Source organism: Actinoplanes utahensis (assembly GCF_016862455.1).
GTDB lineage: Bacteria > Actinomycetota > Actinomycetes > Mycobacteriales > Micromonosporaceae > Actinoplanes > Actinoplanes utahensis.
On the sequence record NZ_BOMZ01000051.1, the window covers coordinates 152586 to 178613 of the forward strand.

The 26028-nt window shown below is 69.5% G+C and carries 19 protein-coding genes; 12 read left to right on the forward strand and 7 right to left on the reverse strand.

Annotated elements, in window-relative coordinates:
* Window positions 1–50 precede the first annotated feature (50 nt).
* The 3 genes from Aut01nite_RS19970 (at window position 51) to Aut01nite_RS19980 (ending at window position 3395) form a co-directional block, all read left to right on the forward strand.
* Window positions 51–1481, forward strand: coding sequence for a CCA tRNA nucleotidyltransferase (locus Aut01nite_RS19970; RefSeq protein ID WP_043529653.1), 1431 nt, complete (start codon window positions 51–53; stop codon window positions 1479–1481).
* Between the two features lie 124 nt (window positions 1482–1605).
* Window positions 1606–2850 carry a calcium-binding protein gene (locus Aut01nite_RS19975; protein WP_052164262.1) on the forward strand — a complete coding sequence of 415 codons (1245 nt, stop codon included), beginning with the start codon at window positions 1606–1608 and terminating at the stop codon, window positions 2848–2850.
* An 89-nt stretch (window positions 2851–2939) separates the two neighbouring features.
* A complete protein-coding gene (locus tag Aut01nite_RS19980) occupies window positions 2940–3395 on the forward strand; it encodes a methylated-DNA--[protein]-cysteine S-methyltransferase (RefSeq protein ID WP_043529651.1) in 456 nt (151 codons plus the stop codon).
* 10 nt (window positions 3396–3405) lie between these two features.
* Here Aut01nite_RS19980 and Aut01nite_RS19985 read toward each other — a convergent pair whose 3' ends face one another.
* From Aut01nite_RS19985 to Aut01nite_RS19995, 3 genes are all read right to left on the reverse strand, one after another.
* On the reverse strand, window positions 3406–4029 hold the full coding sequence (locus tag Aut01nite_RS19985; RefSeq protein ID WP_152628956.1) for a hypothetical protein: 624 nt from the start codon (window positions 4027–4029) through the stop codon (window positions 3406–3408).
* A 76-nt stretch (window positions 4030–4105) separates the two neighbouring features.
* Window positions 4106–5185 (reverse strand): inositol-3-phosphate synthase, encoded by a 1080-nt coding sequence (locus Aut01nite_RS19990; RefSeq protein WP_043529691.1) that lies wholly within the window; start codon window positions 5183–5185, stop codon window positions 4106–4108.
* Window positions 5186–5208: 23 nt separating this feature from the next.
* Window positions 5209–5868 carry a PadR family transcriptional regulator gene (locus Aut01nite_RS19995; RefSeq protein WP_043529647.1) on the reverse strand — a complete coding sequence of 220 codons (660 nt, stop codon included), beginning with the start codon at window positions 5866–5868 and terminating at the stop codon, window positions 5209–5211.
* 158 nt (window positions 5869–6026) lie between these two features.
* On the opposite strand from Aut01nite_RS19995, the gene Aut01nite_RS20000 reads away from it, so the two are divergent.
* The 3 genes from Aut01nite_RS20000 (at window position 6027) to Aut01nite_RS20010 (ending at window position 11070) form a co-directional block, all read left to right on the forward strand.
* Window positions 6027–6494, forward strand: a complete 468-nt coding sequence (locus Aut01nite_RS20000; RefSeq protein WP_043529644.1) for a DUF5318 domain-containing protein — start codon at window positions 6027–6029, stop codon at window positions 6492–6494.
* 523 nt (window positions 6495–7017) lie between these two features.
* A complete protein-coding gene (locus Aut01nite_RS20005; RefSeq protein ID WP_052164261.1) occupies window positions 7018–9411 on the forward strand; it encodes a transglycosylase domain-containing protein in 2394 nt (797 codons plus the stop codon).
* Window positions 9412–9549: 138 nt separating this feature from the next.
* The gene (locus Aut01nite_RS20010) at window positions 9550–11070 is read left to right on the forward strand and encodes a glycosyltransferase family 87 protein (RefSeq protein WP_043529642.1); all 1521 of its coding nucleotides are present in this window, start codon (window positions 9550–9552) and stop codon (window positions 11068–11070) included.
* A 95-nt stretch (window positions 11071–11165) separates the two neighbouring features.
* Here Aut01nite_RS20010 and Aut01nite_RS43630 read toward each other — a convergent pair whose 3' ends face one another.
* Together Aut01nite_RS43630 and Aut01nite_RS20020 are read right to left on the reverse strand one after the other, a co-directional pair.
* The gene (locus tag Aut01nite_RS43630) at window positions 11166–14006 is read right to left on the reverse strand and encodes a hypothetical protein (protein ID WP_236643004.1); all 2841 of its coding nucleotides are present in this window, start codon (window positions 14004–14006) and stop codon (window positions 11166–11168) included.
* A gap of 187 nt (window positions 14007–14193) precedes the next feature.
* Window positions 14194–14970 (reverse strand): deoxyribonuclease IV, encoded by a 777-nt coding sequence (locus Aut01nite_RS20020; protein ID WP_043529640.1) that lies wholly within the window; start codon window positions 14968–14970, stop codon window positions 14194–14196.
* A gap of 175 nt (window positions 14971–15145) precedes the next feature.
* Between Aut01nite_RS20020 and Aut01nite_RS20025 the strand changes: the two genes are divergently transcribed.
* From Aut01nite_RS20025 to rplI, 5 genes are all read left to right on the forward strand, one after another.
* Window positions 15146–16204: a hypothetical protein gene (locus Aut01nite_RS20025; RefSeq protein ID WP_043529638.1), complete on the forward strand. Its 1059-nt coding sequence runs from the start codon at window positions 15146–15148 to the stop codon at window positions 16202–16204.
* A gap of 311 nt (window positions 16205–16515) precedes the next feature.
* On the forward strand, window positions 16516–16806 hold the full coding sequence (rpsF, locus tag Aut01nite_RS20030) for a 30S ribosomal protein S6 (protein ID WP_014448192.1): 291 nt from the start codon (window positions 16516–16518) through the stop codon (window positions 16804–16806).
* A gap of 68 nt (window positions 16807–16874) precedes the next feature.
* Entirely contained in the window at window positions 16875–17447 is a 573-nt protein-coding gene (locus Aut01nite_RS20035) for a single-stranded DNA-binding protein (protein ID WP_043529636.1), read from the forward strand.
* A 40-nt stretch (window positions 17448–17487) separates the two neighbouring features.
* A complete protein-coding gene (gene rpsR / locus Aut01nite_RS20040; RefSeq protein ID WP_007073789.1) occupies window positions 17488–17727 on the forward strand; it encodes a 30S ribosomal protein S18 in 240 nt (79 codons plus the stop codon).
* A gap of 14 nt (window positions 17728–17741) precedes the next feature.
* Window positions 17742–18191, forward strand: coding sequence for a 50S ribosomal protein L9 (rplI, locus tag Aut01nite_RS20045; protein ID WP_043529634.1), 450 nt, complete (start codon window positions 17742–17744; stop codon window positions 18189–18191).
* Between the two features lie 112 nt (window positions 18192–18303).
* Here rplI and Aut01nite_RS20050 read toward each other — a convergent pair whose 3' ends face one another.
* Complete coding sequence (locus Aut01nite_RS20050; protein WP_152628955.1) at window positions 18304–22611, reverse strand: hypothetical protein; 4308 nt, start codon at window positions 22609–22611, stop codon at window positions 18304–18306.
* Between the two features lie 392 nt (window positions 22612–23003).
* On the opposite strand from Aut01nite_RS20050, the gene dnaB reads away from it, so the two are divergent.
* Complete coding sequence (gene dnaB, locus Aut01nite_RS20055) at window positions 23004–24455, forward strand: replicative DNA helicase (RefSeq protein ID WP_043529630.1); 1452 nt, start codon at window positions 23004–23006, stop codon at window positions 24453–24455.
* A gap of 809 nt (window positions 24456–25264) precedes the next feature.
* Here the strand turns inward: dnaB and Aut01nite_RS20060 are convergent.
* The gene (locus Aut01nite_RS20060; RefSeq protein ID WP_043529628.1) at window positions 25265–25603 is read right to left on the reverse strand and encodes a YbaB/EbfC family nucleoid-associated protein; all 339 of its coding nucleotides are present in this window, start codon (window positions 25601–25603) and stop codon (window positions 25265–25267) included.
* Window positions 25604–26028 lie beyond the last annotated feature (425 nt).

The following is a 26028-nucleotide window of genomic DNA, read 5'->3' on the forward strand; positions in this document are numbered from 1 at the left end:
CCTACCCACCACCCGAATGCGGACCTTCGGCCAGATAGGCTGGTCATCCCATGTCTGTGTTGAACGACGCCCAGCAGAGAGCGGTAGCCGAGTTGCTCCGCGTGTCCCCCGTCGCCGATGAGCTCGGCCGCCGGTTCACCGCCGCCGGTCATGAGCTGCACCTGGTCGGCGGATCGGTCCGTGACGCGCTGCTCGGCAGTCTCGGCGACGACCTCGACTTCTGCACCGACGCCCACCCCGAGCAGACCCTCGCGGTGGTGAACGGCTGGGCGGACGCGATCTGGGAGACCGGCCGCGAGTTCGGCACGATCGGCATCCAGAAGAACGGGCTGCGGATCGAGATCACCACGTATCGGGCGGAGTCCTACGACGGGGTCACCCGCAACCCGGTGGTCTCCTACGGCACGTCGCTGATCGACGACCTGTCCCGGCGTGACTTCACCATCAACGCGATGGCGGTGTCGGTGCCCGGGCACGAGTTCACCGACCCGTTCGGCGGCCTCACCGACCTGGCCGCCCGGGTGATCCGGACGCCGGCCGCGCCGTCGATCTCGTTCGGCGACGATCCACTGCGGATGCTGCGCGCGGCCCGGTTCGCGGCGAAGCTGCGCTTCACTGTGGACGAGCCGGTCGTCGCGGCGATGCGGGACATGGCGCCGGACCTCGACCGGATCACGGCGGAGCGGATCCGGGACGAGTTCACCAAGCTGATGAGCGCCGCCGACCCGCTGACCGGTCTGCGCCTGCTGGTCGACACCGGTCTGGCCGACCGGTTCCTGCCGGAGATCTCCGGCCTCAAGCTGGAGATCGACGAGCACGCCCAGCACAAGGACGTCTACGAGCACACGCTGATCGTGGTCCGCAACGCGATGCGTCTCGAGGGTGACGAGGGCCCGGACTTCGTGCTGCGGATGGCCGCGCTGATGCATGACATCGGCAAGCCCGCCACCAAGGCGGTCGGCCGCGACGGGCGGGTCAGCTTCCACCACCACGAGGTGGTCGGGGCGCGGCTCACCAAGCAGCGGATGAAGGCCATGAAGTACCCCAAGGACGTGACCTCCGAGGTGGTCGGGCTGGTCGCCCTGCACCTTCGTTTCTACGGGTACGGCCGGGGTGAGTGGACCGATTCCGCGGTGCGGCGTTATGTCACCGACGCCGGCCCGCTGCTGTCCCGGCTGCACAAGCTGACCCGTTCCGACGTCACCACGCGCAACCGGCGCAAGGCCTCCCAGTTGGCCGCCGATTACGACGCGCTGGAGGAGCGGATCGCCCGGATCGCGGCCGAGGAGGACCTGGCCAAGGTCCGGCCCGACCTGGACGGCAACGCGATCATGGAGCTGCTCGGGGTGCCGCCTGGCCCGATCGTCGGCCAGGCCTGGCGTCACCTCAAGGAGCTGCGGCTCGACCGTGGCCCGCTCGATCGTGACGAGGCCGAGGCGGAGCTTCTCAAGTGGGCCCGCGAGCAAGGTCACATCTCTTAATCTGCATTCGTGATAGTGACGTGGATCACTCATAACCGGGACGCGCGTCGAAACGGTAGCGTTCTATGCTGAGCCCCGACTCACCGGTCCGCATCGAGCCGGTCTGAATCTTCGGGGATTCCTCATGTTCTTGATCAACCGTCGGGCTCTTGCTGTCATCGGCGCCGCAGCCGCGGCCATCGGCACCACCGGCTTCCTCGCGACCCCGGCCCAGGCGGCCAGCGTCGGCGTGGCGCGGGTCGTCGGGACCAACGCCGTCTACTTCCAGGCCGCTGCCGGTCAGGCCAACACCCTGTCCATCAGCGTCTCCGGCCGGACCACGATCCTGGACGACGTGGTCGCGATCCAGGCGGGCGCCGGCTGCAAGGCCGTCTCCGGGGACCGGACCAAGGTCACCTGCACCACGTCGGCCGGGACCGCGGGCTACAACGTTCAGCTCGGCGACAAGAACGACAGCCTCTACAACCGCACCTCGCTGTACCTGATGGCGAACGGCGCCGACGGCGACGACAAGCTGTACGGCGGCAGCGGCCGGGACGTGGTCTACGGCGGCAACGGCATCGACGTGCTGAGCACCGGCAACGGTAACGACGCGCTGTCCGGCGGCGGTTCCAACGACACCCTCTACGGTGGCGCGGGCGACGACCTCATCTACGGGGGCCTCGGAGCCGACCGGGTCTACGGCGGCGCCGGCGACGACACGGTCCAGGCGGAGGCCGGCGACGACTTCGTCTGGGGCGAGGCCGGCTGGGACGAGATCTACGGTGGCGAGGGCATCGACTCGATCGCCGGCGGCACCGAGGTCGACTTCGTTGAAGGCGGCAACGGCAACGACAAGATCTGGGGCGGTTCCGGCGAGTTCTACGACGTGGACCTCGGCTGGTTCGGCGACGTCCTCGACGGCAACGGTGGTAACGACACCGTGTCCGGTGAGGACGGCATCGACCTCGTCCTGGGTGGCGCCGGCAACGACATGCTCGGTGGCCAGAACGGCAACGACGAGATCCAGGGCGGCGACGGCGCCGACCAGATGTGGGGCCAGGCGGGCGACGACGACCTCTGGGGCGAGGGCGGCGACGACCGGCTCTCCGGCAACGAGGGCGACGACTACCTGATCGGCGAGGACTTCGCCGGCGGTGAGCCCGTCGGCAACCCGGCCGCCCTGGACGTGGCCGACGGTGGCGCGCACCTCTACGAGGACGTCTGCTTCGTGATGACCGCGGCGAACGCCACCAGCACCTGCGAGATCGTGATCACCCCGACCTCCGGCGCCCTCTCGGCCGAGCCCGGCAAGGGCAAGGCCGCTGCTCCGGCCGACCAGGACGCCCGCGTCGCGGCCGTCAAGGAACTGCTGACCAGCCGTAACTGATCGAATTCGGAAAACGGCCCGGCCGTCCGGCTTCCCGCCGGACGGCCGGGCCGTTTCGCATTCCGGTCGGGCGCGGGAGGATGGGCGGCATGTTCGTGGTGCAGACACCGATCGGCCCACTGGGGGTGCGGGTGGTGGGCGACGTCGTGGTCGGCGTGCGATTCGGTGCGGAGAACGGCCCGTCCGCCGACCATCCGGCGGCGGTGGAGCTCGGTGCCTACTTCGCCGGTGAGCTCACCGACTTCGCCGTGCCGTTCGAGCTGCGTGGCGGGTCCGCGTTCGAGCGGGCGGTCTGGGGCGAGATCGCCCGGATCCCGTACGGGGAGATGGTCACCTACGGGGCGATCGCGACCGCGCTGGGCGACCCGGGAGCGGCCCGTGCCGTGGGGACGGCGTGCAACCGCAACCCGATCCCGGTGATCGTGCCGTGTCACCGGGTCGTCGGCGCGGGCGGCAAGATGGTCGGCTTCGGCGGCGGCCTGGAGCGCAAGCGCATCCTGCTGGAGCTGGAGGCCCGGGTCGCGTTGCAGCGGGCCTGGGGCTGACCGGCCCGGGTCAGTCGCCGGCGGGCAGGCAACCGCCGTCGGCGGTCGTGCTGCCGTACTCGATGTGCGCGCCGTACTCACGGCTCAGATAGCCGACGATGCAGGCCTGGCCGGTCCAGTTGCCGATGATCACGCCGTCGTGTGGCATCCGGTCGCGGCTGCCGGGAGCGCGGACGTACGACTCGGGCAGACCGGCCGCGGTGAGGGCCTTCTCGACGGCCCTCTTGTCGTACACCTTCCTCTCATGCAGTGGCCGCAACGCGTCCTCCGCCCGGATCGCACATCGGATCGCGCCCGGAAGAGCGGTCTCGGGCAGCGGCCGGCGGTTCAGATAGGCGTCGTTCGCCTCCATCTGGCGGCGCAGCATCTCCTCGCGGTACGCCTCGTCGAGGTACTCGTTCGACGGGCGGGGCAGCGCGCCCTCACTGCGCGGGGTGGCGACGTCGGCGGGGGTGGCCGAGCGGCCCGGCGCGGTCGTCGCCTTCGTGCACGGCAGTGTGTCGGTCGCGGGCGGCAGGGAGACCGCGATCATCGGGGAAGCCGCGTTCCCGCCGTCGGGGCGGGCGCCCGGCTCGGCGCAGGCGGACAGCAGCGACAGCGCCACGAGGATCGGTACGTATCGCCCGGCATGCATGAACGAGCACTGTAGCGGACACGAATCAGGCCGGGCCGCGGGTGCGGTCCGGCCTGATTCGGATGTTGCAGCGGGGTCAGCGCTCGACGTCACCGCGGATGAACGCCTCGACGGCCTCGTGGGCGTCGTGGTCGCTGTACTGCACCGGCGGGGACTTCATGAAGTACGACGACGCGGACAGGATCGGGCCACCGACGCCGCGGTCCTTGGCGATCTTCGCCGCGCGGACCGCGTCGATGATCACGCCGGCCGAGTTCGGGGAGTCCCACACCTCGAGCTTGAGCTCGGCGTTCAGCGGGGTGTCGCCGAAGGACCGGCCCTCGAGACGGATGTACGCCCACTTGCGGTCGTCGAGCCACGGCACGTGGTCCGACGGGCCGATGTGCACGTCGCTCTTGATCATCTCGTGCGGGATCTGGCTGGTGACCGACTGCGTCTTCGAGATCTTCTTCGAGACCAGGCGGTTGCGCTCCAGCATGTTCATGAAGTCCATGTTGCCGCCGAAGTTGAGCTGGTAGGTACGCAGCAGCTCGACACCACGGTCCTCGAACAGCTTCGCCAGCGCACGGTGCACGATGGTGGCGCCGACCTGGCTCTTGATGTCGTCACCGACGATCGGCAGACCGGCGTCGGTGAACTTCTGCGCCCACTCCGGGTCCGAGGCGATGAAGACGGGCAGCGCGTTCACGAAGGCGCAGCCGGCGTCGATCGCGGCCTGGGCGTAGAACTTGTCGGCCTCCTCGGAGCCCACCGGAAGGTACGACACGACGACGTCGACCTCGGCGTCCCGCAGAGCCTGCGCGACGTCGACGACCTCGGCGCCCGACTCCTCGATGATCTCCCGGTAGTACGTGCCCAGACCGTCGAAGGTCGGGCCGCGCTGCACGGTGACGCCGGTCGGCGGCACGTCGGTCAGCTTGATGGTGTTGTTCTCGCTGGCGACGATCGCCTCGCTGAGGTCCATGCCGACCTTCTTGGCGTCCACATCGAACGCCGCGACGAACTTCACGTCCGAGACGTGATAGTCGCCGAAGGTCACGTGCATGAGACCCGGAACGCGGTCGTTGGGGTCGGCGTTCTTGTAGTACTCCACGCCCTGCACGAGGGACGAGGCGCAGTTACCCACACCGACGATGGCGACGCGGACGGAGCCCATCGCGTTTGCCTCCTTGTTGTTCATCACGGCCGGTCCTGGAGGGGACGCGGTGTTTCGGGGGAAGCCGCTCCCGGCGCCGGCGGTCCACCGGCGGGTGCGGGGTTCGGTGCGCCGGCGAGACCGGCGCGATTTCGGAAAGCAGGGGTCCGGCCGGAGCGCTCGTTGGTGATCAGCTCCTCCAGCCAGCGGACCTCGCGCTCGCACGCGTCCAGCCCGTGTCGCTGCAGCTCCAGCGTGTACGCGTCGAGACGGTCGGCGGCCCGGGCCAGGATCTCGCGCAGTCCCTCGCGGCGCTCCTCGATGCGGCGCCGCCGGCCCTCCAGGATGCGGAGGCGGGTGGCGCGATCGGTGCGCGAGAAGAAAGTGAAGTGCACCCCGAAGCCGGCGTCGTCGTACGTCTCCGGGCCGGCCTGGGTCAGCAGGTCGGCGAAGTGCTCCTTGCCCTCTGCGGTGATCTTGTAGACAACGCGCCCCCGCTTGCTGGTCATCGGGGGAATGATGTCGTTGTTGGTCTCTGCCTCACTGATCCAGCCGGCCAGCTTCAGCCGCTTCAGAGTGGGGTAAAGGGTGCCGTAACTGATCGCGGCGCGGAGTGTGCCGAGTTTGGTGGCGAGTTCCTTACGGAGCTCGTACCCGTGCATCGGGGCCTCCTGAAGGAGGCCGAGGATCGCCAATTCCAGCATGGCCCTCCCTCGAACTGTGTCCCGATGTATCGGCTCGATACATCGCAACCGTAGATCGGGACCTCCGGCTCTGCAACTCCGGGGTCCCTGTGCAGTCATTGCGCCACGCTGTGTGATGGCTGTCGCCGGGGGCGCGGGGACCGCGTACTCTCTTCGCCATGCGCACGCAGCGGCAGATCGTCGACTACTCGCTACAGAGGCGAGCGGTCCTGCGTGATGTCCGGAACGGCCGGATCGGCACGCTGGAAGTCTGCGACGCGTCTCCTTACTTGAAGAACGCAGCGACGTACCACGGCGAGCCCACCGACGAACGGTGCCCCGTCTGCCGGCGTGACAATCTGACGCTGGTGCACTTCATCTATGGAGACGAGCTGAAGCAGTCCGCCGGCCAGGCCCGGAAACTGGCTGAACTGCCCATGCTCGCGATGACGCTGCGTGAGTTCCAGGTCTTCGTCGTCGAGGTGTGCCGCTCCTGCGCCTGGAACCACCTCATCGAGAGGTTCGTTCTCGGCCGTGACGGCCTCGCCGCCGACGAGATGTTGCACACCGACGTTATGGTCTCGTCCGGTGGTGCGATCTCCCACCGGACAGGTAAGGCGTCACACAACGGGGAGGCCCGGCGATGAACCGGACCGATCTCGCTAACGTGTACGAGTTTGTGGCCGGAATCCGGTCATCGCAGACACAACTTGACAGGGCTGCCGGGACCGCAGCCCCCAACGCCCGATCGAGGCGCGATGTCAGGGTGGCCTTTTCCGGGCCGCCGGGCCGCGCCCCTGCGACGGTAGGTGTGAGGGAATGAACGCGAACGGCGATCCGCAGTCCGCAAGAGCCCGGGTACAGGTACCCGGGCCTTCCGCTGCTTCCACCCCCGGCGGCGCGCCAGTCGACGGCGCCAAGCCAGGACCCGACGCATACCGACGGCCGGCCGGCTCCGCCTCGGTCTCCGGCACGCCGGGCCGGGCGGCCGTGGGCAGCGCCTCCGCGCGCGCCTCGGTCGGTTCCGCGTCCGTGGGCTCGGCGTCCGTGGGCTCCGCTGCCGTGGGTTCGGCAACGCCCGGCCGGGCCGCGGTGGGCTCGGCGACGCCGGGCCGTGCCTCGGTGGGCGCAGCTCCCGTCGGCGGCCGTGCCTCGGTCGGATCCGCATCGGTGGGATCCGCATCGGTCGGCGGGCGCGCGTCCGTCTCCCCGGGCGGTCCCGGCGGGCCGGGCGGCCCCGGTGGTCCCGGCGGATCCGGTGGGTCCGGTGGTTCCGGTGGCGGCGGCAAGAAGGGCCGCAGCAAGGCGGACAAGAAGCACCGGCGCGCGAACATCCTGACCGCGGCCGCTGCCGTGCTGGTCATCATGCTCGGCGTCGGGATCGTCGGCGGCACCTACTTCTTCGACGACGTCAAGCTGCCGCCGCCGAAGCTCGAGAACCAGGTCAACGTGATCCTCACCGCGACCGGCCAGGAGCTGGAGAAGACCGGGTCGGCGCGGATCAGCGTGCCGCACGACCAGATCAACGAGGCGATGAAGAACGCCGTCATCGCGGCCGAGGACAAGAACTTCCGGAGCCACAACGGCATCGACATGAAGGGCATCGCCCGCGCCGCGTGGAACAACTTCACCGGTGGCGAGCTGCAGGGCGCCTCGACGATCACCCAGCAGTACGCCCGGCACGTGGCTGACGAGAAGGACATCAGCTACAGCCGCAAGCTCCGCGAGGCCGTGATCGCGCGGAAGCTGGAGTCGGAGTACAGCAAGGACCAGATCCTCGGCATGTACCTGAACTTCATCGACCTCGGCCGAGGGCGGTACGGCGTCGAGTCGGCGGCGCAGGGCTACTACGGCGCCGGCTTCACTGTCGACAAGACCGTCAAGGGCAAGAAGCAGATCAACGCCTACCAGGCCGCTGTGCTCGCCTCGATCATCAAGCAGCCGTACAAGACGAGCACCCATCCCGGCTACGACCCGGGCAACAAAGAGGCCCTGGCCGAAGCCAAGCAGCGCTGGGAGTACACCCTCAAGAACATGCTCGAGATGGGTGCGATCACCCAGGAGCAGTGGGACAAGCGCCAGTACCCGATGCCGCTCGACCCCAAGAAGAGCAAGACCGTCAGTACCGACGGCAAGCCGGTCGGCATGGTCATGCGGCACGTGACCTACGAGCTCAACAAGCTCGGCATCACCGAGGACAAACTCGCCAAGGGCGGGTTCACGATCACCACCACGATCGACCCGAGGGTGCAGAAGGCGGCGGAGAAGGCCGGCATGCGGTCGAGCAAGACCTCGCCGATGAACGGGCGGCCGGCCACCTACCAGGCAGCGGTGATCGGCATCGACCCCAAGACGGGCGGAGTGCTCGGGTACTACGGCGGTGACGATCCGACCGGCACCGACTACGGCGGCTACATGTCGGGTGATGGCAGTGGCGTGCAGGCGAAGGGCGGTCAGTCGCCGGGCTCGACGTTCAAGATCTACACCTTGGCGGCGGCGCTGAAGGCGGACTACTCCTTCGAGACCATCTGGGATGGCACGAAGGAGAAGCCGGGCGGCGGCAAGATCAACAACGCCGGCGCGGAGACCAGCAAGCTCTGTGAGGGCAAGGTCACCCACTGTGACCTGCGTTTTGCGACCATCAAGTCGTACAACTTCCCCTTCTACTGGATCGCCAATGAGCTCGGTCAGGACAAGGTCATCGATGCGGCTCGGGCCGCCGGCGTCGAGACCATGTGGAACGACGACTACAAGAAGATCCCGCTCGACTCGACCAAGCCCGACGAGTGGAACAAGAACTTCGACAACGAGGTCGCCTTCGGCCAGTACCGGGTCGTGCCGCTGGAGCACGCCCAGGGCGTGGCCACCATCGTGAACCAGGGCGTCCGCAACGACGCCCACTTCGTCAAGCAGGTCCAGCAGCGCGACCCGAAGACCGGCGAGAACAAGGTGATCTGGTCGGAGAAGAAGGCCGGCAAGCGGGTCTTCGATCCGGACCAGATGGCCAACCTGCTCGACGTTCTCCAGGAGATTCCCAAGGCGGTGGACAACCCCATCAAGGGGCGTCCGGCGGTCGGGAAGAGTGGCACCTGGGAAATGCCGAACGGAAACGACAACGGTGACACCTGGTTCGTCGGCGGTATCCCGCAGCTCGCCGCGACCGTCTGGGTCGGCGGCTCCGGCAACCGTGTCGCGCTCAAGGAACCCGGCGACAAGGACATGTACGGGTCCGGCACTCCCGCGGAGATCTGGGAAGAGTTCATCGAGACCGCTTCTGAAGCGATGAACTGGGAAGTGGCGAAGTTCCCGGAGGGTGTCAAGACGGGACGGGACGACAAGGGCAACGGTGTGAAGCCGGTCGTCGTCGAGCAGCCGCAGGGCGGATTCGACGAGGTGTACTGCTCCATCGCGCCGCCGGGCGACCCCAACTGCGTCGGCTTCCAGAACAACAACCAGAACCAGAACCAGGGCAACAACCCGAACCAGAACCCGAACCAGAACCCGAACCAGAACCAGGGCAACAACGGCACCAACAACGGGGATGACGACGACGGCGGTCGTTAGCCTCCCGGCCTGAGAACGGCGTCCACCTCGACGAGGTGGACGCCGTTTCCTGTCGGGACCTGTGGGTCTGATGAAGATCGGTGTGCCGGACGTGGCCCGGCACCTCGGGCGGCCACCGATGCGGCATGATGCCAAGACATGAGCGCCCAACCGCCCGCCGACCGGCCCGACGTCTCGAGAGCCACCTCGGACGGTTTCGTGCGGGGACTCTCCCAAGCCATCGGCGGGCCGCTCGGCGCACACGCCGTCCCGCCGGAGTCGCGGCCCGGCCGGTTCTGGACCGCGCCGCGGATCGTGATGGCTCTCGCCTGCCTGATCCTCGCGTTCTCCTGGGTGCAGAAGTCACCCTGCATGGACGGCAACTGGCAGAACAACGTCCAGTACACCCGGTACTGCTACACCGACGTGCTGGCGCTCTACTACGCCGAAGGCCTCAACGAAGGCAAGGTGCCCTACAAGGACCACCAGGTCGAGTACCCGGTGGTCACCGGGTACTTCATGGGGGTGCTGGGGCTGCCGGTGCACGCGTACGGGGAGAAGAACCCGGACATCAACCAGGGCAGCTGGTTCTACAACGCCAACGCCCTGGTGCTGTCCCTCCTGGCGGTCATCAGCGTCGCGATCGTCCTCGCCCTGCGCCGCCGGCGGCCATGGGACGCGGCGATCCTCGCGCTCTCCCCGATCGTGCTTCTCACCGCCACGATCAACTGGGACTTCCTGGCGATCGGGCTCTTCGCCATCGGGCTGCTGCTCTGGGTGCGGCGGCATCCCCTGTGGGCGGGCGTCCTCTTCGGACTCGGTGCGGCGGCCAAACTGTGGCCGCTCTTCATCCTCGGCCCGATCCTCATCCTCGCGTTGCGGACCGGCCGGCTACGCCCCTTCTTCGGGGCCTTCGCCACCACCGCGGTCACCTGGCTCCTGGCCAACCTGCCGGTCATGGTGCTGTGGCACGAGAGCTGGCTGCGGTTCTTCCGGCTCAACTCGGAACGGCCGATCGACTGGGGCACGTTCTGGTACATCGGACGTTACTTCGACGGCAAGTGGAACAGCGGAGCGGCGGGCGACCAGGGGCCGTTCCAGTGGCTCAGCGACCACGTGCCCACGCTCAACTACCTGTCGTACGCACTCTTCGGCCTCTCCTGCCTGGCGATCATGCTGCTCGGTCTGCTGGCCCCGCGCCGTCCCCGGCTCAGCCAGCTCGCCTTCCTGGTCGTCGCCGCCTTCCTGATCTTCAGCAAGGTCTGGTCCCAGCAGTACGTCCTCTGGCTGATCCCCCTGATCGCCCTGGCCCGCCCGAAGTGGGGCGCGGTCCTGGCATGGACGGTCGCTGAGATCGGGTACCTGGCGGCCTTCTACGCCGAGCTGATGGGCGCGGGCGGCAAGTCGGTCATCCCCGAGGGCACCTTCGTGCTCGCCTCCAGCCTGCGCCTGATCACCGTGGCCGTGCTCTGCGGGCTGGTGGTGCGGGAGATCTGGCGTCCGGAACTGGACGACGTACGCGTGACCTACGGCGGGATCGACCCGGATGCCGGGCCGCTCGACGGTCCGGAGCATCCCTGGATCACCGGGCTCCGCCGGTTCTTCGGCATGGGACCGTCCCAGGAGGCGCCGCCACCGCCGGTGATCCCCAAGGACGAACCCAGCCCCGTCCCCAGCTGACCTCTTCCGAGCTCTTCGACCTCTCTCGATCCGGGTGGCCGCCGCGGCCACCCGGATCGTCGTTTCCGGGCCGTCTCGGTCTCCGGTCAGCCGACTCAGCTCAGGTAGAAGACGACGGCGTCGGGGAGGTCCTCGCGCCGGATGTTGATGCTGTCCACCGGCAGGTCACCGGCCGTCTCCCAGGGCGTGCCGGCCACATGGTCGCGCAGCAGCAGCACCTTGGTGACACCGATCGAGATCAGGTAGTCCGCGCTCGCCGCGTCCGGGAAGTTCGCCACCCGTGCACGGAGCTCGGCCTGACGCTGCGCGGCGACGTTGCCGCCGCCGTTCGCGATGTACTGGAACCTCGAAGTGGACCAGAGCTGCACGGTCTGATCGGTGAACTCGGCGGTAGGCAGAACCAGCATCGGGCCCGGCACGGTGCGCAGGGCCGCCGGCTGGGTCGTGACGATCGGGTGCGCGGTCGAGTTCCAGCCTTCCAGGGTGACCAGGATCAGCGGGGTCAGAGTCGCCAGCCGCAGCCAGGGGCCGGGCCACGGTGGGATCCGCAGGGCCGCCAGATCCTCGGCACGGCGGACGAAGTCGTCGACCGCACCCGCGGCCAGGATCACCAGGAACAGCGTCACCCACAGCATCAGGCGGCCGGGGATCCGCTGGTCGAACGAGGCCGGGAAATGCCCGAAGAGTGGCAGGTACGTCCAGCGGCCGCCGAAGAAATTCGTACCCAGCGTGAGGATCACCGCGGCGGCCAGGGCGGCCAGCAGCATCAAGCGGTGCCGGAGTCTCCAGATCGACAGGAACAGACCGGCCAGAGCCAGCGCGTACAGGACGAAACCGGGGAGCAGCGACATCTCGGCGGCCCAGCCCAGAGAAGCGCGCGGGGTGGCGTGTGCGGCGCCCCAGATGCGGGACTCGGCCGGTCCGATCAGCAGGCTGCGCAGCGGTGGGGAGAAGAAACGGATCTCCTCGGTCCGGGACCCGGGGCCCCCGGCCCGGATGTAGGGCACCGAGATCAGCAGGCCGACCGCCGCGAAGATCTGCGCGCCGATGATGTTGGTGACGGCCACCCACCAGGCGATGCCGGGTTTCTTCTTCGGGATCGGCTTGGCGGGCCGGGTCGGCAGCGACCACCTGCGGCGGATGGGCGGTTTCCGGCTCTCCAGCACGTCCGTGCTCGCGACCGCCGGCTGAACCGCGGTGTCCGGCAGCGTCTTACCCGCCGCGACCATCCGGCCCTTGTCCGCCAGGCTCTTCTCGTCTGCCTGACCCTTTTCGGCCGGCTCATCGGCCTTGGCCTTCTCGTCGGCCTTGGCCGGCTGTTCGGCCTTGGCCGGCTGTTCGGCCTTGGCCGGTTGCTCGGTTTTGCCGGGCTCTGCAGCCTTGACCGATCGCTCCACCTCGGAGGTCCGATGTGCCGGGCCGGGTGCCATTGGTTCGGCGGGCTGACCGGCTTTGCTCGGTTCGCCGGGTGTGGGCCGCTGATACATGGACAGGGCGGCGGCCGGTGTGGCTGGTGGTTTCACGGCCGGTCCGCCGGGTGGATCGGTAGCCGGTTTCGGGGCCGGCTCGACACCCGGTTTCCCCGACGTCTCGACTGCTGCCTTGGTCACCGTTTTGGTGGTCGGATCGACGGCAGGGCCGGTGGCCGGCTTGATCGCGGACTTCGCCCGGGACTTCACGGTGTGCCGGACGATCCGGTACAGCGCGGTGACGAGCAGGACGATCAGGAGCAGGCCCAGGACGTACGCGAAGGGAATGCCCAGGGAGTAACCCAGCGAGAGCTGCCAGACCGCGACCAGCCAGCCTGCCGCGACCCAGCCGGTGTTCCGCCGCTCGGGACGGTAACCGTGCCGCAGCGAATAGCCGTGCCCGCGCGCGAGCATCGCCAGCGCCAGTGGGATGCCGCCCGCCGAGACGATGTCGAGGTGACCCTCCTGCGCGAGCCGCCACGGTGCGTAGGCGAACGCGACGGCCGCCACCGCCGCTCCGGTACGGCGGGCACCGAGCTGGCGGACCAGCGCGTATGCGCCGAGCACCAGCAGGACATGGGCCAGGACGAACAGCACGTTGTACCGCAGGATCGCGGCGTGGGGACCGTTCCCGATCATCCCGGCGATGGCGTAACCGAGCAGGTTGTCGCCGAACGCGAAATTGAACTTCTCCGGGAAGTAGGCGTTCGACTGCCACAGCCGGGCCGGATCGGTGATCAGGATGTGGCCGGACCAGGCCATCTGCCATGCCTGCCGGGCCGGATCGCCGAGGTCCTGCGGCAGGCTGTGCATCGGATAGCGCAGGGTCGGCCAGGTCATCGCGACGGCGAGCAGACAGGCGGCGTAGATGGCCAGCGCGTACTCATGGATGAGCGACCAGCCCACCGCCCGGACGCCGCGCCGGATGAGCCCGGGGCGCTGCTCCGGGATCGCGGTGAAGGCGGTCCAGGGGTCTGGCGGTGCACCTGGCGGCCGCTCCGTGGGCAGTGCCTTCCGGGGTCGCGGCACCACTTCGGACTTGCCGGCGTCCGACCCGGTCGGCTCGTCCTTCACCGGCGTCTTCTCTGCCGTGCCCACACCGCTCGCCGCGGGCCTGTCCGTGCCGGCCGGGTCCGCCGTAGTGCCGTCCTTCTTCACCTCCGCCTTGGCCGGCTCCGCGGTGCCGGCGGGCTTGCTCCCAGGCTGGACCGGCTTGATGCCGCCGTCGGTAACACCCTCAGCCTTGGCCGGTTCGGCGATGTCGCCCGGCTTTGCCTCCGTTGCGGCCGGAGCGGCCGCCTTCGCGGGACCGGCCGGCTTCGCCTCCGCTGCGGCAGGCTTGGCGGGATCGTCGGGCTTCGCCTCGGCTTCGGTCGGCTTGGCGGGAGCGTCGAGCTTCGCCTTGGTTGGCTTGGTCGGACCGTCCGGCTTCGCCTCGGCTTCGGCCGAAGTTGCGGGATTGTTCACCGGCGGCGTGGCCGACGCCGCAGTGTCCTCTGTGGCTTTTGCGGACTTCCTGCCGAAAAGACCGAAACGACGCCGCCCCTTCCGGGCGTCCGCCGGCGGTTGCGTGGGCGAAGCCGGCTCTTTCGAGCCGTCCGCGGGCGCGGTCTGGTGCGGCTGCTCGGTCATGACCCTCCCCGGAGGCGGTGCGTCAGTTGCCCGCCCGCTCCCGCAGTAGGGCGATGTCGGCGGTCTGCCCCTCGACCCCACCGGGCGTCTCCACAATGGCCGGAGCGCCGGAGGCCCGGATCGCGGCCACCACCAACTCGGGGTCGATCTTTCCATTCCCCAAGTTGTCGTGCCGGTCCTGGCCCGAGTCGAATCCACCCTTCGAATCGTTGGCGTGGATCAGGTCGATCCGTCCGGTGATCGCCTTGACCCGGTCGACGATGCCGACCAGGTCCTCACCGCCGGCGAACGCATGGCAGGTGTCCAGGCAGAATCCGGCCCCGAGCGGGCCGACCGCCTCCCACAGACGAGCCAGGTCGTCGAAACGACGGGCGCACGCGTTGTCGCCACCGGCGGTGTTCTCGATCAGCACCGGAAGTGGCAGGCCGCCGTCGCTCTCCGCGTACTCGAAGGCCTTTTTCCAGTTGGCGAAACCGTCGGCGAGGTCAGCGCCCTTGCCGACATGGCCACCGTGCACGATCAGGCCCTTGGCGCCCAGCTCGGCGGCGGCCCGGGCATGTGCCATGAGCAGCTTGCGGCTCGGGATGCGGATGCGGTTGTTGGGGGACGCCACATTGACGATGTAGGGAGCGTGCACGTAGACGTCCACCTCGGAGGCCCGGATCCGGTCGGCGTCCTCGCGCGGTTTGGGCGAATTGTATTTCTGTGGGTCGGTCAGGAAGAACTGCACCGCCTCGGCGCCGCGGGCGGCGGCCTCGGCCAGCGGGTCGGCAGGATCGACGTGGGCTCCGATGCGCATGGGACGAGCCTACGACGCCGGTGTGACGCTTTCCCCCGCGTCACCGGCCTCAGCCGCCCGTCGTTACCTCCGGCGAGGCTCATTCACGACGGTGGACCCGTCCGCGCAGAGAGCGGGCGGACGAGGGCTTGACGGGCGCCGGTCTGTGAACCGGCGGTGACTTGGGGGATGGTGCATGTCGCGGCAGTTCCGATACCGGATGGCGGCGCTGGGTCTGAGTGGGCTGATCTTCGGCCTTCCGCTGCTCGCGAACGGGACGGCGAGCGCCGAGCAGGTCGAGGCGAACGATCGGCAGGTCAGTTTCGGCGGTACGGGCGTACTCGGCCTGTCCTGCGGTTCCAAGCCGAGCATCGAGTCGATGACGGTGCCGGCCAGCAGTGTCGTCCGGGTGGTCAACCAGACCGGGCACGACGCGCAGCTGCGGCTCGCCGGCGCGCCGCGGGGCACCATTCCGGCCGACGGCGCGGCCGAGGTGGTGTTCCGGCGTGGGACCACGGCGGTGATGTTGGCGCCGGACTGTGCGCAGGGTGCGGAGGGTGCCCTTCCGGTGCTGGTCACGGCGGCGCCGTCGGCCTCTTCCGAACAGCCGGACACGACGCCCGTACCGCTGGGGGGTGCGGCTTCCACGTTGATGTCGAAACCGGCGGGCCCGGGCTCGCCGTCGCGCGTCTCCGCCGGTTCGGCCCTGCCGGACTCGATCGCGCCGGCGGAACGCCCCGCCCGTACCCCCTCGAAGGACTCTCGGCGCGGAGCGCGGCGCCCGGCCGAATCGCGGCCTGCCGTCGCCTCGCGGACCGTGACCACCGCGGCGCAGGCGTTGCCGAACGGCGCCGTGCCGGGGGGACGCCTGAAGAACAAGATCGTGCGGGGTACGGCGGGAATCGGCGCCCCCGCGTTCGCCGGCATGCCTCCGGGCGACCAGAAGACGATCCTGCCCGGCACGTCAGCGGCGTCACCCGTCGCACCGCGGGCCGGAGGTACGTCCCCGGCCGGCAGCCGCACGGCTTCTCCGTACCCCGCGGTGCCGCCGGCCGACCTTCCGTTGCCGGACGTGGCCACGTCGGAGCCGACCGCGCTGGGGGCCGCGGAGCCGGTCGCGGCGGTCGGCCGGATCGAGGAGGGGCACCCGCTGGGCCTGCTGGGGCTCACCGCGGTGGTGTGTGTGCTGGGCGTGGCAACCGCCGCGATTCGGGCAATCGTGTCACAACGTGCATCCCGCGCAAATATGACGTAAGGTGGTTCGTGAAGGCTCCGCGGGGCGGACGCGTCCAACCTCATCGGTGTGGTCGTTCCTCCCCAGGTCCCACCCAACGAATCGGGCCGGACGCCCCGCGGCTTCAAAAAACGACGACCCCGTCCACGGACGGGGTCGTCGTTTTTGGGCACAGCGCCCGACCTGGGTATGCTGGCCCGGTTCGCAGTGTGTTCGCCGTGGGTGATCGCTCTCCTGAGCATCGCTGTCCCACGGCTTTCTTCTGCGTGCGACACAAGACCTCCTGCCACGGAGAGACCGTGGCCGCATAGCCCACAGGAGGTGAGAACGTCTTGCGTCATTACGAACTCATGGTGATCCTCGACCCTTCGCTCGAGGAGCGCACCGTTGCTCCGTCGCTCGACCAGTACCTGAATGTGATCAGGACCGCGGGTGGCTCGGTGGAGAAGCTCGACGTCTGGGGCCGTCGCCGGCTCTCGTTCGAGATCAACAAGAAGGCCGAAGGCATCTACGCGGTCGTTGACCTGCAGGCGACGCCCGAGGCCGTGGCCGAGCTGGACCGTCAGCTCCGGCTGAACGAGTCCATCCTCCGCACCAAGGTCATCCGTCCCGAGACCCGCTGAGCCGTTTTTTGTCAGAGGGTCCTGAGACCCTTTGCGTCAAACGAGCTTGAGCGGCGAGGAGAAGTTTCATGGCTGGAGAAACCGTAATCACGATCGTTGGCAACCTCGTCAACGATCCTGAGATCAGGTTCACCCAATCGGGTGCCGCTGTCGCCACGTTCCGCGTCGCTTCGACGCCGCGGAGCTTCGACCGGCAGACGAACGAGTGGAAGGACGGCGAGCCACTCTTCCTCACCTGCAACATCTGGCGTGAGGCCGCCGAGAACGTCAACGAGTCGCTGCAGCGTGGCACTCGGGTGATCGTGCAGGGCCGGCTTCGGCAGAGGTCTTACGAGACCAAAGAGGGAGAGAAGCGCACCGTCTACGAGCTCGAGGTCGACGAGATCGGCCCGTCGCTGCGCTACGCCACGGCGAAGGTGCAGCGGGCGACCCGTTCTGGCGGTGGTGGTGGCGGCTTCGGCAACTCCGGGGGCGGCTTCGGCTCCGGTGGCGGCGGCAACCGGCAGCAGTCCTCCGGTGGCGGCAACAACAACAGTGGCGGCGGCGGTGGTCGGAGCAACAACGACTTCGACGACCCCTGGTCCACTGCTGCTCCGGCCTCCAGCAACCGGAACTTCTCCGACGACGAGCCTCCCTTCTGAGCCTCCGGGCTCGCAGCGATCACAAACAGGAGTTTGAGCAATGGCTAAGGCTGCGGCACTTCGCAAGCCGAAGAAGAAGGTGAACCCGCTCGACAAGGACGGGATCACCTACATCGACTACAAGGACACCGCTCTCCTGCGGAAGTTCATCTCCGACCGCGGCAAGATCCGTGCCCGCCGCGTCACCGGTGTGACCTCCCAGCAGCAGCGGCAGATCGCCCGCGCGGTCAAGAACGCCCGTGAGATGGCGCTCCTGCCGTACACGGCCACGGCGCGCTGAGAGGGGGACCCGAGATGAAGATCATCCTTACGCAGGAGGTTTCCGGCCTCGGCACCCCCGGCGACATCGTCGAGGTGAAGAACGGTTACGGCCGTAACTACCTGCTCCCGCAGGGGTTCGCGATCCAGTGGACCAAGGGCGCGGAGAAGCAGGTCGTGGTCATCAAGCGGGCCCGCGAGGCTCGTGAGATCCGTGACCTGGGCCAGGCCAACGAGGTCAAGGGCCAGCTGGCCGGCCTCAAGGTCACGCTGAAGGCGCGCTCCGGCAACGGTGGCCGCCTGTTCGGCTCGATCACCCCGGCCGAGATCGTCGACGCGGTCAAGGCCGCCGGTGGTCCGGCTCTGGACCGTCGTCGTCTCGAGCTCCCCGGTCACATCAAGACCACGGGCTCGTACAACGTTCAGGTCAAGCTGCACCCTGAGGTGACCGCCACCTTCCCGGTGAACGTGGTTGCCGCCAAGTAACACCAGCACTGCACGGCAACGGCGCGTTGGGCACAGCCCGGCGCGCCGTTCCCGTTTTCCCGGACGCCCGCTGTGCTCGTGTGCCGGCCCTTCTCGTCCCGGGCAGGGAGCCTCAGCTCAGGCTGTTGCCGGTGATGGCCGAGCTCAGGACCGTGGCCAGGCCGCCGCCGACCACAGCCGCGGCCAAGCCCACGCTCGCCGATTTCCAGGCCGTCGTGGCCGAACGCAGCACGAAGGCGACGAGCATGCTCAACGCGAGCGAGATCGCGAACTCGGGCGCCGCGTCGGCAAGCGTGTCCAGGGCGTGCGTGCGCTGGCCGCTGTTGAGCACGAACATGCCGGCGACGAAGAGCACGACCGGTACGCCGTACCAGACGACGGTGTAACCGACCGCCGCTAGCGGGCTGCTGGTCTGCTCCTCCTCCTCGTCGTCGCCCGGGTCGAGCAGGTCGCTGGGGCGGTTGGCGGCGAAGAGATCACCGGACACCGGCCGTCGCTCGTAGGAACCGGTGCCCTGGAAGGCGCCGGTGGACCGGCGCGGCGGCCAGGAAGTGTCCTCCCCCGCCTCGGACTCCGGGCGGGGCGCGGCGGCCGTCTTCGTGGAGATGACCGAAGTCGCGCTCAGGGCCAGATTCGACGACCCGTTGACCGCGGCTGAGCCGCTGGGCCGAAAGGGAGGAAAGTCCGACGTGTCGTAACGGCGGGACTCGCCCTCGGCGAGATCACTCTGGCGGGACAGCTCACGGCGCCAGTCGGTCTCACCGTCCTGCCCGGCACCACCTCGATAGTCGGCCCCGCGCCGGCCGGCGCGTTCGGTGGCGAGCCAGTCCGCCAGGGGCGGACGATCGCCGAACCCGCCGCCGGCGGGCGGTGGCGGGTCGTCCCGGTCGCCGTAGCCACGGCGGCCGGACTGGTCGGCAAGCGGGTCGGGCCAGCGCGCCGACAGGTCCTCGGATCCGCCGCGAGCCGGAACCTGCTGCTCGGACCAGGCCGGACCGGACGTCGGTGCGGCGCCACCCGCCGGCAACGCGCGGGCGGAACCGTAACCGGAGCCGGACGGCTGGGTGGGGACACGAGCGCTACCGGCGCCGTAGGTGGAACCCTGGGGCGGGCGCTGCTGCCGTTCCTGTTCGAGCCAGGACGGCTCGCCGCCGGGGGCCGGGGGCACCTGCCGCTGACGCTGCTGGTCGAGCCATGACGGGTCGGCACCGGGATCGCCGTAGGTGGACCGCTGCGGCGCCTGCTGCTGCCGCTCCTGATCCAGCCATCCGGGCCCACTGACCGGCCGCTGAGCGCCCTGCCGGCCGCGTTCCTGGTCCAGCCATGACGGATCCGTGCTGGGCCGCTGAGGACCCGTCCGGCGCTCCTGGTCGAGCCAGGCGGCCGGCTCGGAGGCCGGGCGTTGCGGCTCCGGCCAGGAGGACTCCGGGCCGGAGCCCGGTCGCTGCCACGAGGGTGCGCTCGTGGGGGTGGTCGAGTCGTCGTACGCCGACGGGCCCGCGGGCAGGGCCCGTGCCGGGCCACCGTAGGCGGGACGCTGCTGCGCCGCCGGGCCGGCCGGGAGTTCCCGGGCCGGGCCGCCGTACGGCGCACGGGGCTGCTGTGCGGACGGGCCGGCCGGAAGCTCCCGGGCGGCACTGCCGAAACCGCTGCGTGGCTGCTGCTGAGGCGGGCGCGGCTGCCCGTACCCCGACGGGTCCTGCCAGCCGGGAGCGTCGGCGGACGGCTCGTCACGGTATGCCGGCCGACGTGGCTCCTGCCACTGCGGCGGCTGCGGGCGGACCGGCTGCGGGGCGGACGGATCCTGCCACTGCGGCGGGCGCGGACCGGGACGGTCGGTGCCCGCCGGGTACTCCTCGGGCTCGACCTCGAGGCGGCGGTACTGCCGGCTCTGCCGAGGTTCCGGGGGAAGCTGCCAACTCTGCGTGCTCGACAACCCGTCCGGGTCCGGTGCGGGGTCAGCGGAACGCCGCCGCCGGCCACCGGTCTGGTACGGGTCCTCCTCGGTGCGCCGCCGACGGCCCTGCCGCTCGTCAGCCGGACTGACCGGACCGGGCAGCGAACTGCGCGGCTGGACACCCGGCGGCTTCCCGCCGGAAGCGGGAGTGTTCGGCACGGCGCTGGTCGGCCAGCCGGGACTGCCGTTGTCCGCGGGGACGGAACTGCTCGGAAGCGGCCCGCCGGGCACACCGCCGATCGGGTCGTCCGGGCGCAGACGCCAGCCGGTGTCCTCCTCGCCCTCGGTCGCCTGACCGCCCCGGCCGGCCTCGCGGCGGGCGGCTTCCGCGCGCCAGGCCAGCACGCGAGGATCGTCCTCGGCGCGGCTCCACTGGCCGGTGTCCGGATCCCGGGTCCAGTTGCTGGTGTCCTGCTCCGCATCCCACGAGGCGGTGTCCTCACGCCAGTTCGTGGCATTCGCGTTGTACCGCGGGCGGCGGCCGCCCTGGCCAGGGCCCTGTCGGGTCGGGGACGAGCCGGTCTGGTCCGGGCGCACGGCACCCGGCTGTGCGCGGTCCGGACGTGCCGAATCCGTTCGAGGCGGCTCCGGGCGGACAAGGTCGGAACGGGAGAGATCCGGGCGGGAGAGGTCCGCTCGTGCGGGCTCGGGACGGTAGGGGCCGGCCGGCTCCGGGCGGGACTCCTCGGCGTACCGCCGCCGATCGCGGCGCGACGGAGCCTCGGAACGGGCGGCCCAGGTGGGTGCCTCCGGCCGTGGGTCCGGGTCGGCGAAGATGTTGCCGGTGTCGGTGTGACCGGCCCAGTTGTCGGAATCCGAGCCGCCGGACCAGCCGCTGCCACCGGACGGGGCGGTCCCGCCCTCCGCGGCACGTCGGCGACCGGCCCGGGTGGGGCGCTCGCTGTAGCCCGCGTCGCGGCGCCAGGCCGCGCGATCGTCCTCCCGGACCAGGTGACGGGCGTCCTCGGCGGGCGAACGCTGCCAGCCAGGGGCGTCGGTGCGCTCCCAACGGGTCAGGCCGCCGGTGTTCTCCCCGGGTGCGGGGCGATCGGACCAGCCGCTGCTCTCCCCGGGTGCGGGGCGATCGGACCAGCTGGTGTTCTGCCCCGGTTCGGGACGATCGGACCAGCTGGCGCTCTCCCTGGGTGCGGCGCGATCGGACCGGCCGGCGTCGGACGATGCCGCCCGGTCCGTCCAGGTCCCTCCGCTCCCAGCCGCCGATTTGCCGGACCACGTCCCGCCGGCCGGCTTGTCGGACCAGGTGTCGTTGCCGGCGGGCTTGTCGGGCCACGCCGTGTCGGCGGCCGCTGCCGACGACCACGAGCCGGTGTCCTCCCCACGGCGCCGCGATCGGGACGGTGTGCCGGGCGGCTGGGCCGGGGACTGCTGCCAGGACGGCTGCGGCTGCTGCCAGGAGGGCGTCGAGGCGGACGGTTGCTGCCACGACGGGGTCTGCCCGGCGGACTCCTGCCAGGAAGGCGTCTGCGCGGACGGCTGCTGCCACGAGGGCGTGGCCGGTTCCGGGCGGGCGGGTGCGGAGGGTTCCGGGCGGGCGGGGCCGGACGGTTCCTGCCAAGAGGGGGTACGGGAGGACGAGGGCTGCTGCCACGACGTGCCGCCCGACCGGGTCTGCTCGACCGGAGTGGTGGCGGACGGGCCGTCGGAGCGGAGCCGCCAGGACGAGGAGGTGTCCGGGTCGTCCCGGCGCCAAGACGGTGTCTCCGGCTCGGATCGCCGCCACGATGGGGCGGGCTGCTCCCAGGACGGGGCTGCCGACTGCTCCCGCGACGTGCTTGCCGGTTGGCCCCAGGACCCGGTGGCTGGCTGCTCCCGGGAGGCGGTCGCGGGTTGCTCCCAGGACGCGGTCGCTGGCTGCTCCCGGGAGGCGGTCGCGGGTTGCTCCCAAGACGCGGTCGCCGGCTGCGATGTCGAAGCGGACTGCCGCCACGACGGAACGGACGACTCGTCGCCGCTGGACTCGGGCGTGGGCCACGCCGTACCGCTGATCGCGGGTTTGTCGTTCTTGGCCGGGTTCTCGTCGTCGCCCTGCCAGGCTTCGGTGGTGGACCGCCACACGTGGGAGCCGGTGGCCGAGCGCCACTCGGTGGTCTGCCGCCAGCGCGCCCCGGTGGCCCGCCACTCGGCGGTCTCGGTGCGCCAGCCGACACCGTCGGCGGGGAAGGTCGGGCGGCCGGTCGAGGTGACCTCGGTCGACCAGCGGTTGGCCGGCTCGATGGCCTGGCCGCCACCGTTGTACGGCTCGACCTCGGACTGCTGGGCCCAGTCGTCGGCCCGGCGCTGCCAGGCGAGTGCCTCGTCGCTCGGGGCCATGCTGCCGGTGTCGGTGAGGGAGGACCAGCGGGGCTCCGGATCCTCGGCCTCCGGTTCCCGGGTGGGCCAAGACCCCGCAGCGCGCCTACTGCGCGACATGCGGGTGCCGTAGTCCCACTCCCGTTGGTCCACCTGGAAAGGGTGACGTGCCCGAGACAGAACCGCAACGCCTCAGTGCGACGGCTTGCTCACCCGAGTCGGTATTTCCGCTGATCGGCCAACCTTTCTGCTCTCCACAGGTCAGAACTACGAAACCCCTGGTCGGGTTAGTTGTCCCCAGAAGTTGTCCACACGGTGTGCACAGGGCTACCCACAGGAACCAGCCGGGTTGTCCACAGGTTGTCCAGAGACTCGTCCACCGAGGCAGTTGGGTCGCTGGCTGCGGGATTCGTACAGTGGTCCAGCCTCACGTGCGGACTTTGATCGGAAGGAACCACTGAATCCCGTCCGGGATCAGTCGAAGGGGTTGTACCGGGGCGGTTCGACCGTGAGAGCGGCCATGGCCGAGTTGAGGGGGAGTCCAGGTGTCTATCACCGACGACGCGAGGCCGGAGTCGCGGCCACCGTCCGCTTCCGGCGGTGGCGGTGGCTCCTTCAACGGGGGCGGTGGCAAGGGCAAGGGTCCGCACGACGGCGGTGGCGGTGGCGGGTTCGACAAGGCCCCCCCGCAGGATGTGGCGGCTGAGCAGGGTGTCCTCGGCGGCATGCTGCTCTCCAAGGACGCGATCGCCGACGTCGTGGAGATCCTCAAGGTCCATGACTTCTACCGCCCGATCCACGCGACGATCTTCGACGTCATCCTCGACCTCTACGGACGGGGCGAACCGGCCGACGCCCTGACCGTGGCCGCGGCGCTCGCCGACTCCGGCGATCTGCAGCGCATCGGCGGTGTGCCGTACCTGCACACTCTGATCGAAAGCGTCCCCACCGCGGCGAACGCCGCCTACTACGCCCGGATCGTCTCCGAGCGTGCCATCCTGCGCCGCCTGGTGGAGGCCGGCACCAAGATCGTGCAGTTGGGGTACGGCACGGGCGGCAACGGCGGCCGCGATGTGGACGACATCGTCGACCTCGCGCAGCAGGCCATCTACGACGTCACCGAGAAGCGGGTCAGCGAGGACTTCGCGGCCCTCGGCGACATGCTGCAGCCGACCCTCGACGAGATCGAGGCGGTCGGCGCGGCCGGTGGCGTGATGACCGGTGTACCGACCGGCTTCGCCGACCTCGACCGCCTGCTCAACGGACTGCACGCCGGCCAGCTGATCATCGTGGCCGGTCGCCCCGGTCTCGGTAAGTCGACCGCGAGCATGGACTTCGCCCGCAACGCGGCGATTCAGCACGGTCACGCCAGTGCCATCTTCTCGCTCGAAATGAGCAAGATCGAGATGGTCATGCGGTTGCTCTCCGCCGAGGCGAGGGTCCCGTTGCACACCTTGCGCTCAGGCCAGCTCTCCGACGACGACTGGACGAAACTGGCCCGCCGGATGGGCGAGATCAGTCAAGCGCCGATCTTCGTCGACGACACACCCAATATGAACCTGATGGAGATCCGCGCCAAGGCGCGGCGGCTCAAGCAGCGTCACAACCTGCGCCTGCTGGTCATCGACTATCTCCAGCTGATGTCCTCGCCGAAAAAGACCGAGAGCCGTCAGCAGGAGGTCTCCGAGCTGTCCCGTGGCCTGAAACTGCTGGCCAAGGAGATCGAGTGCCCGGTTATCGGGGTGAGTCAGCTGAACCGTGGTCCCGAGCAGCGCACCGACAAGCGTCCCCAACTGTCCGACCTGCGTGAATCCGGCTCGATCGAGCAGGACGCCGACGTGGTGATCCTGCTGCACCGTGACGACTACTACGACAAGGAGTCACCACGCGCGGGCGAGGCCGACTTCATCGTGGCAAAGCACCGTAACGGTCCGACCGACACCATCACGGTCGCGGCACAGCTGCACCTGTCGCGCTTCGTCGACATGGCAATCTAAGACGCGCGAGGTGTCGATTTCGGTCTTGCGGGGCTGGCGATTCCAATCTCATGGGATGTCGGTCTCAGCCTTGCGGTTGTGAAGGAGAGTCGCGAGGCGCAGCCGGTGAGCCGCGGGCGTGAGTCGTGGGCCGGGCCCTGGACCGGAATCGGGACCTGGGCCGGGACCTGGGCCGGGACCTGGGCCGGGACCAGGGCCGGGACCAGGGCCGGGACCAGGGCCGGGACCAGGGCCGGGACCGGGACCTGGACCGGGACCTGGACCGGAACCGGGGCCTTGGGCCGCGGCCGGTTAGGGGCCGCTCGCACGTTGGTGGCCGCTGGGCGGCTGCGGCTGCGGCTGCGAAAGGTTCGGGAAGAGCGGCGCCCCACGACGCTCGCGGGAGGCCGCGCCCGCGAAGTTCGAGGAAGGCTCCGGGCCGCTTGCGGCTTGCCGGTGGACGGCGTGGGCACGCCGGGTCGCGGCTCCCTGGAGTGGGCCGCGGCCCGGCGCGGGCGTGGATCCGTGATGGTGGAGGCAACGGTCAGCGGATCCGGTGGTTGGAGGGCGTCTGGCCGAGGGCCTCTGGTCTGGGCGGCGTCTGGTGGGGGCGTCTGGCCGCGGGCGGGGTGAAGGACTCCTACCGGATGAGGGCGTCGGGTGGTGGACCGGGTGAAGGAGTCCTGCCGGATGAGGACGTCGGGTGGTGGACCGGGTGAAGGAGTCCTGCCGGATGAGGACGTCGGGTGGCGGGGCCCGGGTGAAGGAGTCGTGCCGGACGAAGGCGTCTGGTCGCGTGGCTTGATCCGGGAGACAAGCGCCGGGAGGGGTCAGGCGTTGTCGTCGGGGCGGTGGTTCGACACCAGCTGTTCGATCTGTCGGGATTTGCCGGCTGAGGCGTTCTGGACGGTTTCCACGATCACCCGCGCCAGGGTTTCGTTGTTCCATTCCCGGCAGGCCTGCTGGTCCAGCCGGAGGTCGACGAGGCGGCCGTCAGCGTCCACAGTGGCCTGTATGGCGCCATCCTCGGACTTCGCACTGACCTGCATTGTCGCGATGCTCCGCTGAAGTTCGTCCACACCGGAACGAAGCTCCTCGTATCGCCCGTAGACATCTTGCAGGTCGGTGCGCAGGGATTGATCGGCCGCACGATCGGCAGTTTCAGTCACGGTTCTTCCTCCGTTCGCCGCGCCAGGGGGGTGACGTGACAATACCCAAGATCGGCGACGTTGCGTATTCCGGCAACTTCGTAACGCACTCGAAAAGAGAGGCTTATCGAAATAGTTCGCTTTGTAGTGACGATATGACTCCGCTTTGTGATTACTTAGAGTGATCAATGCCACGTTGCTGAGCTGATCGATCACTCAAGAACCGACGTGTTCGCACAGGTGGAAACAGCCACAGTGGACCGTTGACAAAAGCGCAATCAATACGCTGAGTGCGGGGCGCCCGGTGTCGTTGCCTGCCGAATTATTCGCCGGGAATCTCGGCCGCTTCCCAAAAACTCGACTGAAGCGGTTCGCCGGCCCGGTCCGGGACGGCCGGCACCATGGCGACGAGTGGCGTGCGGTCCCCCGCCCGTGGCGACGAGTAG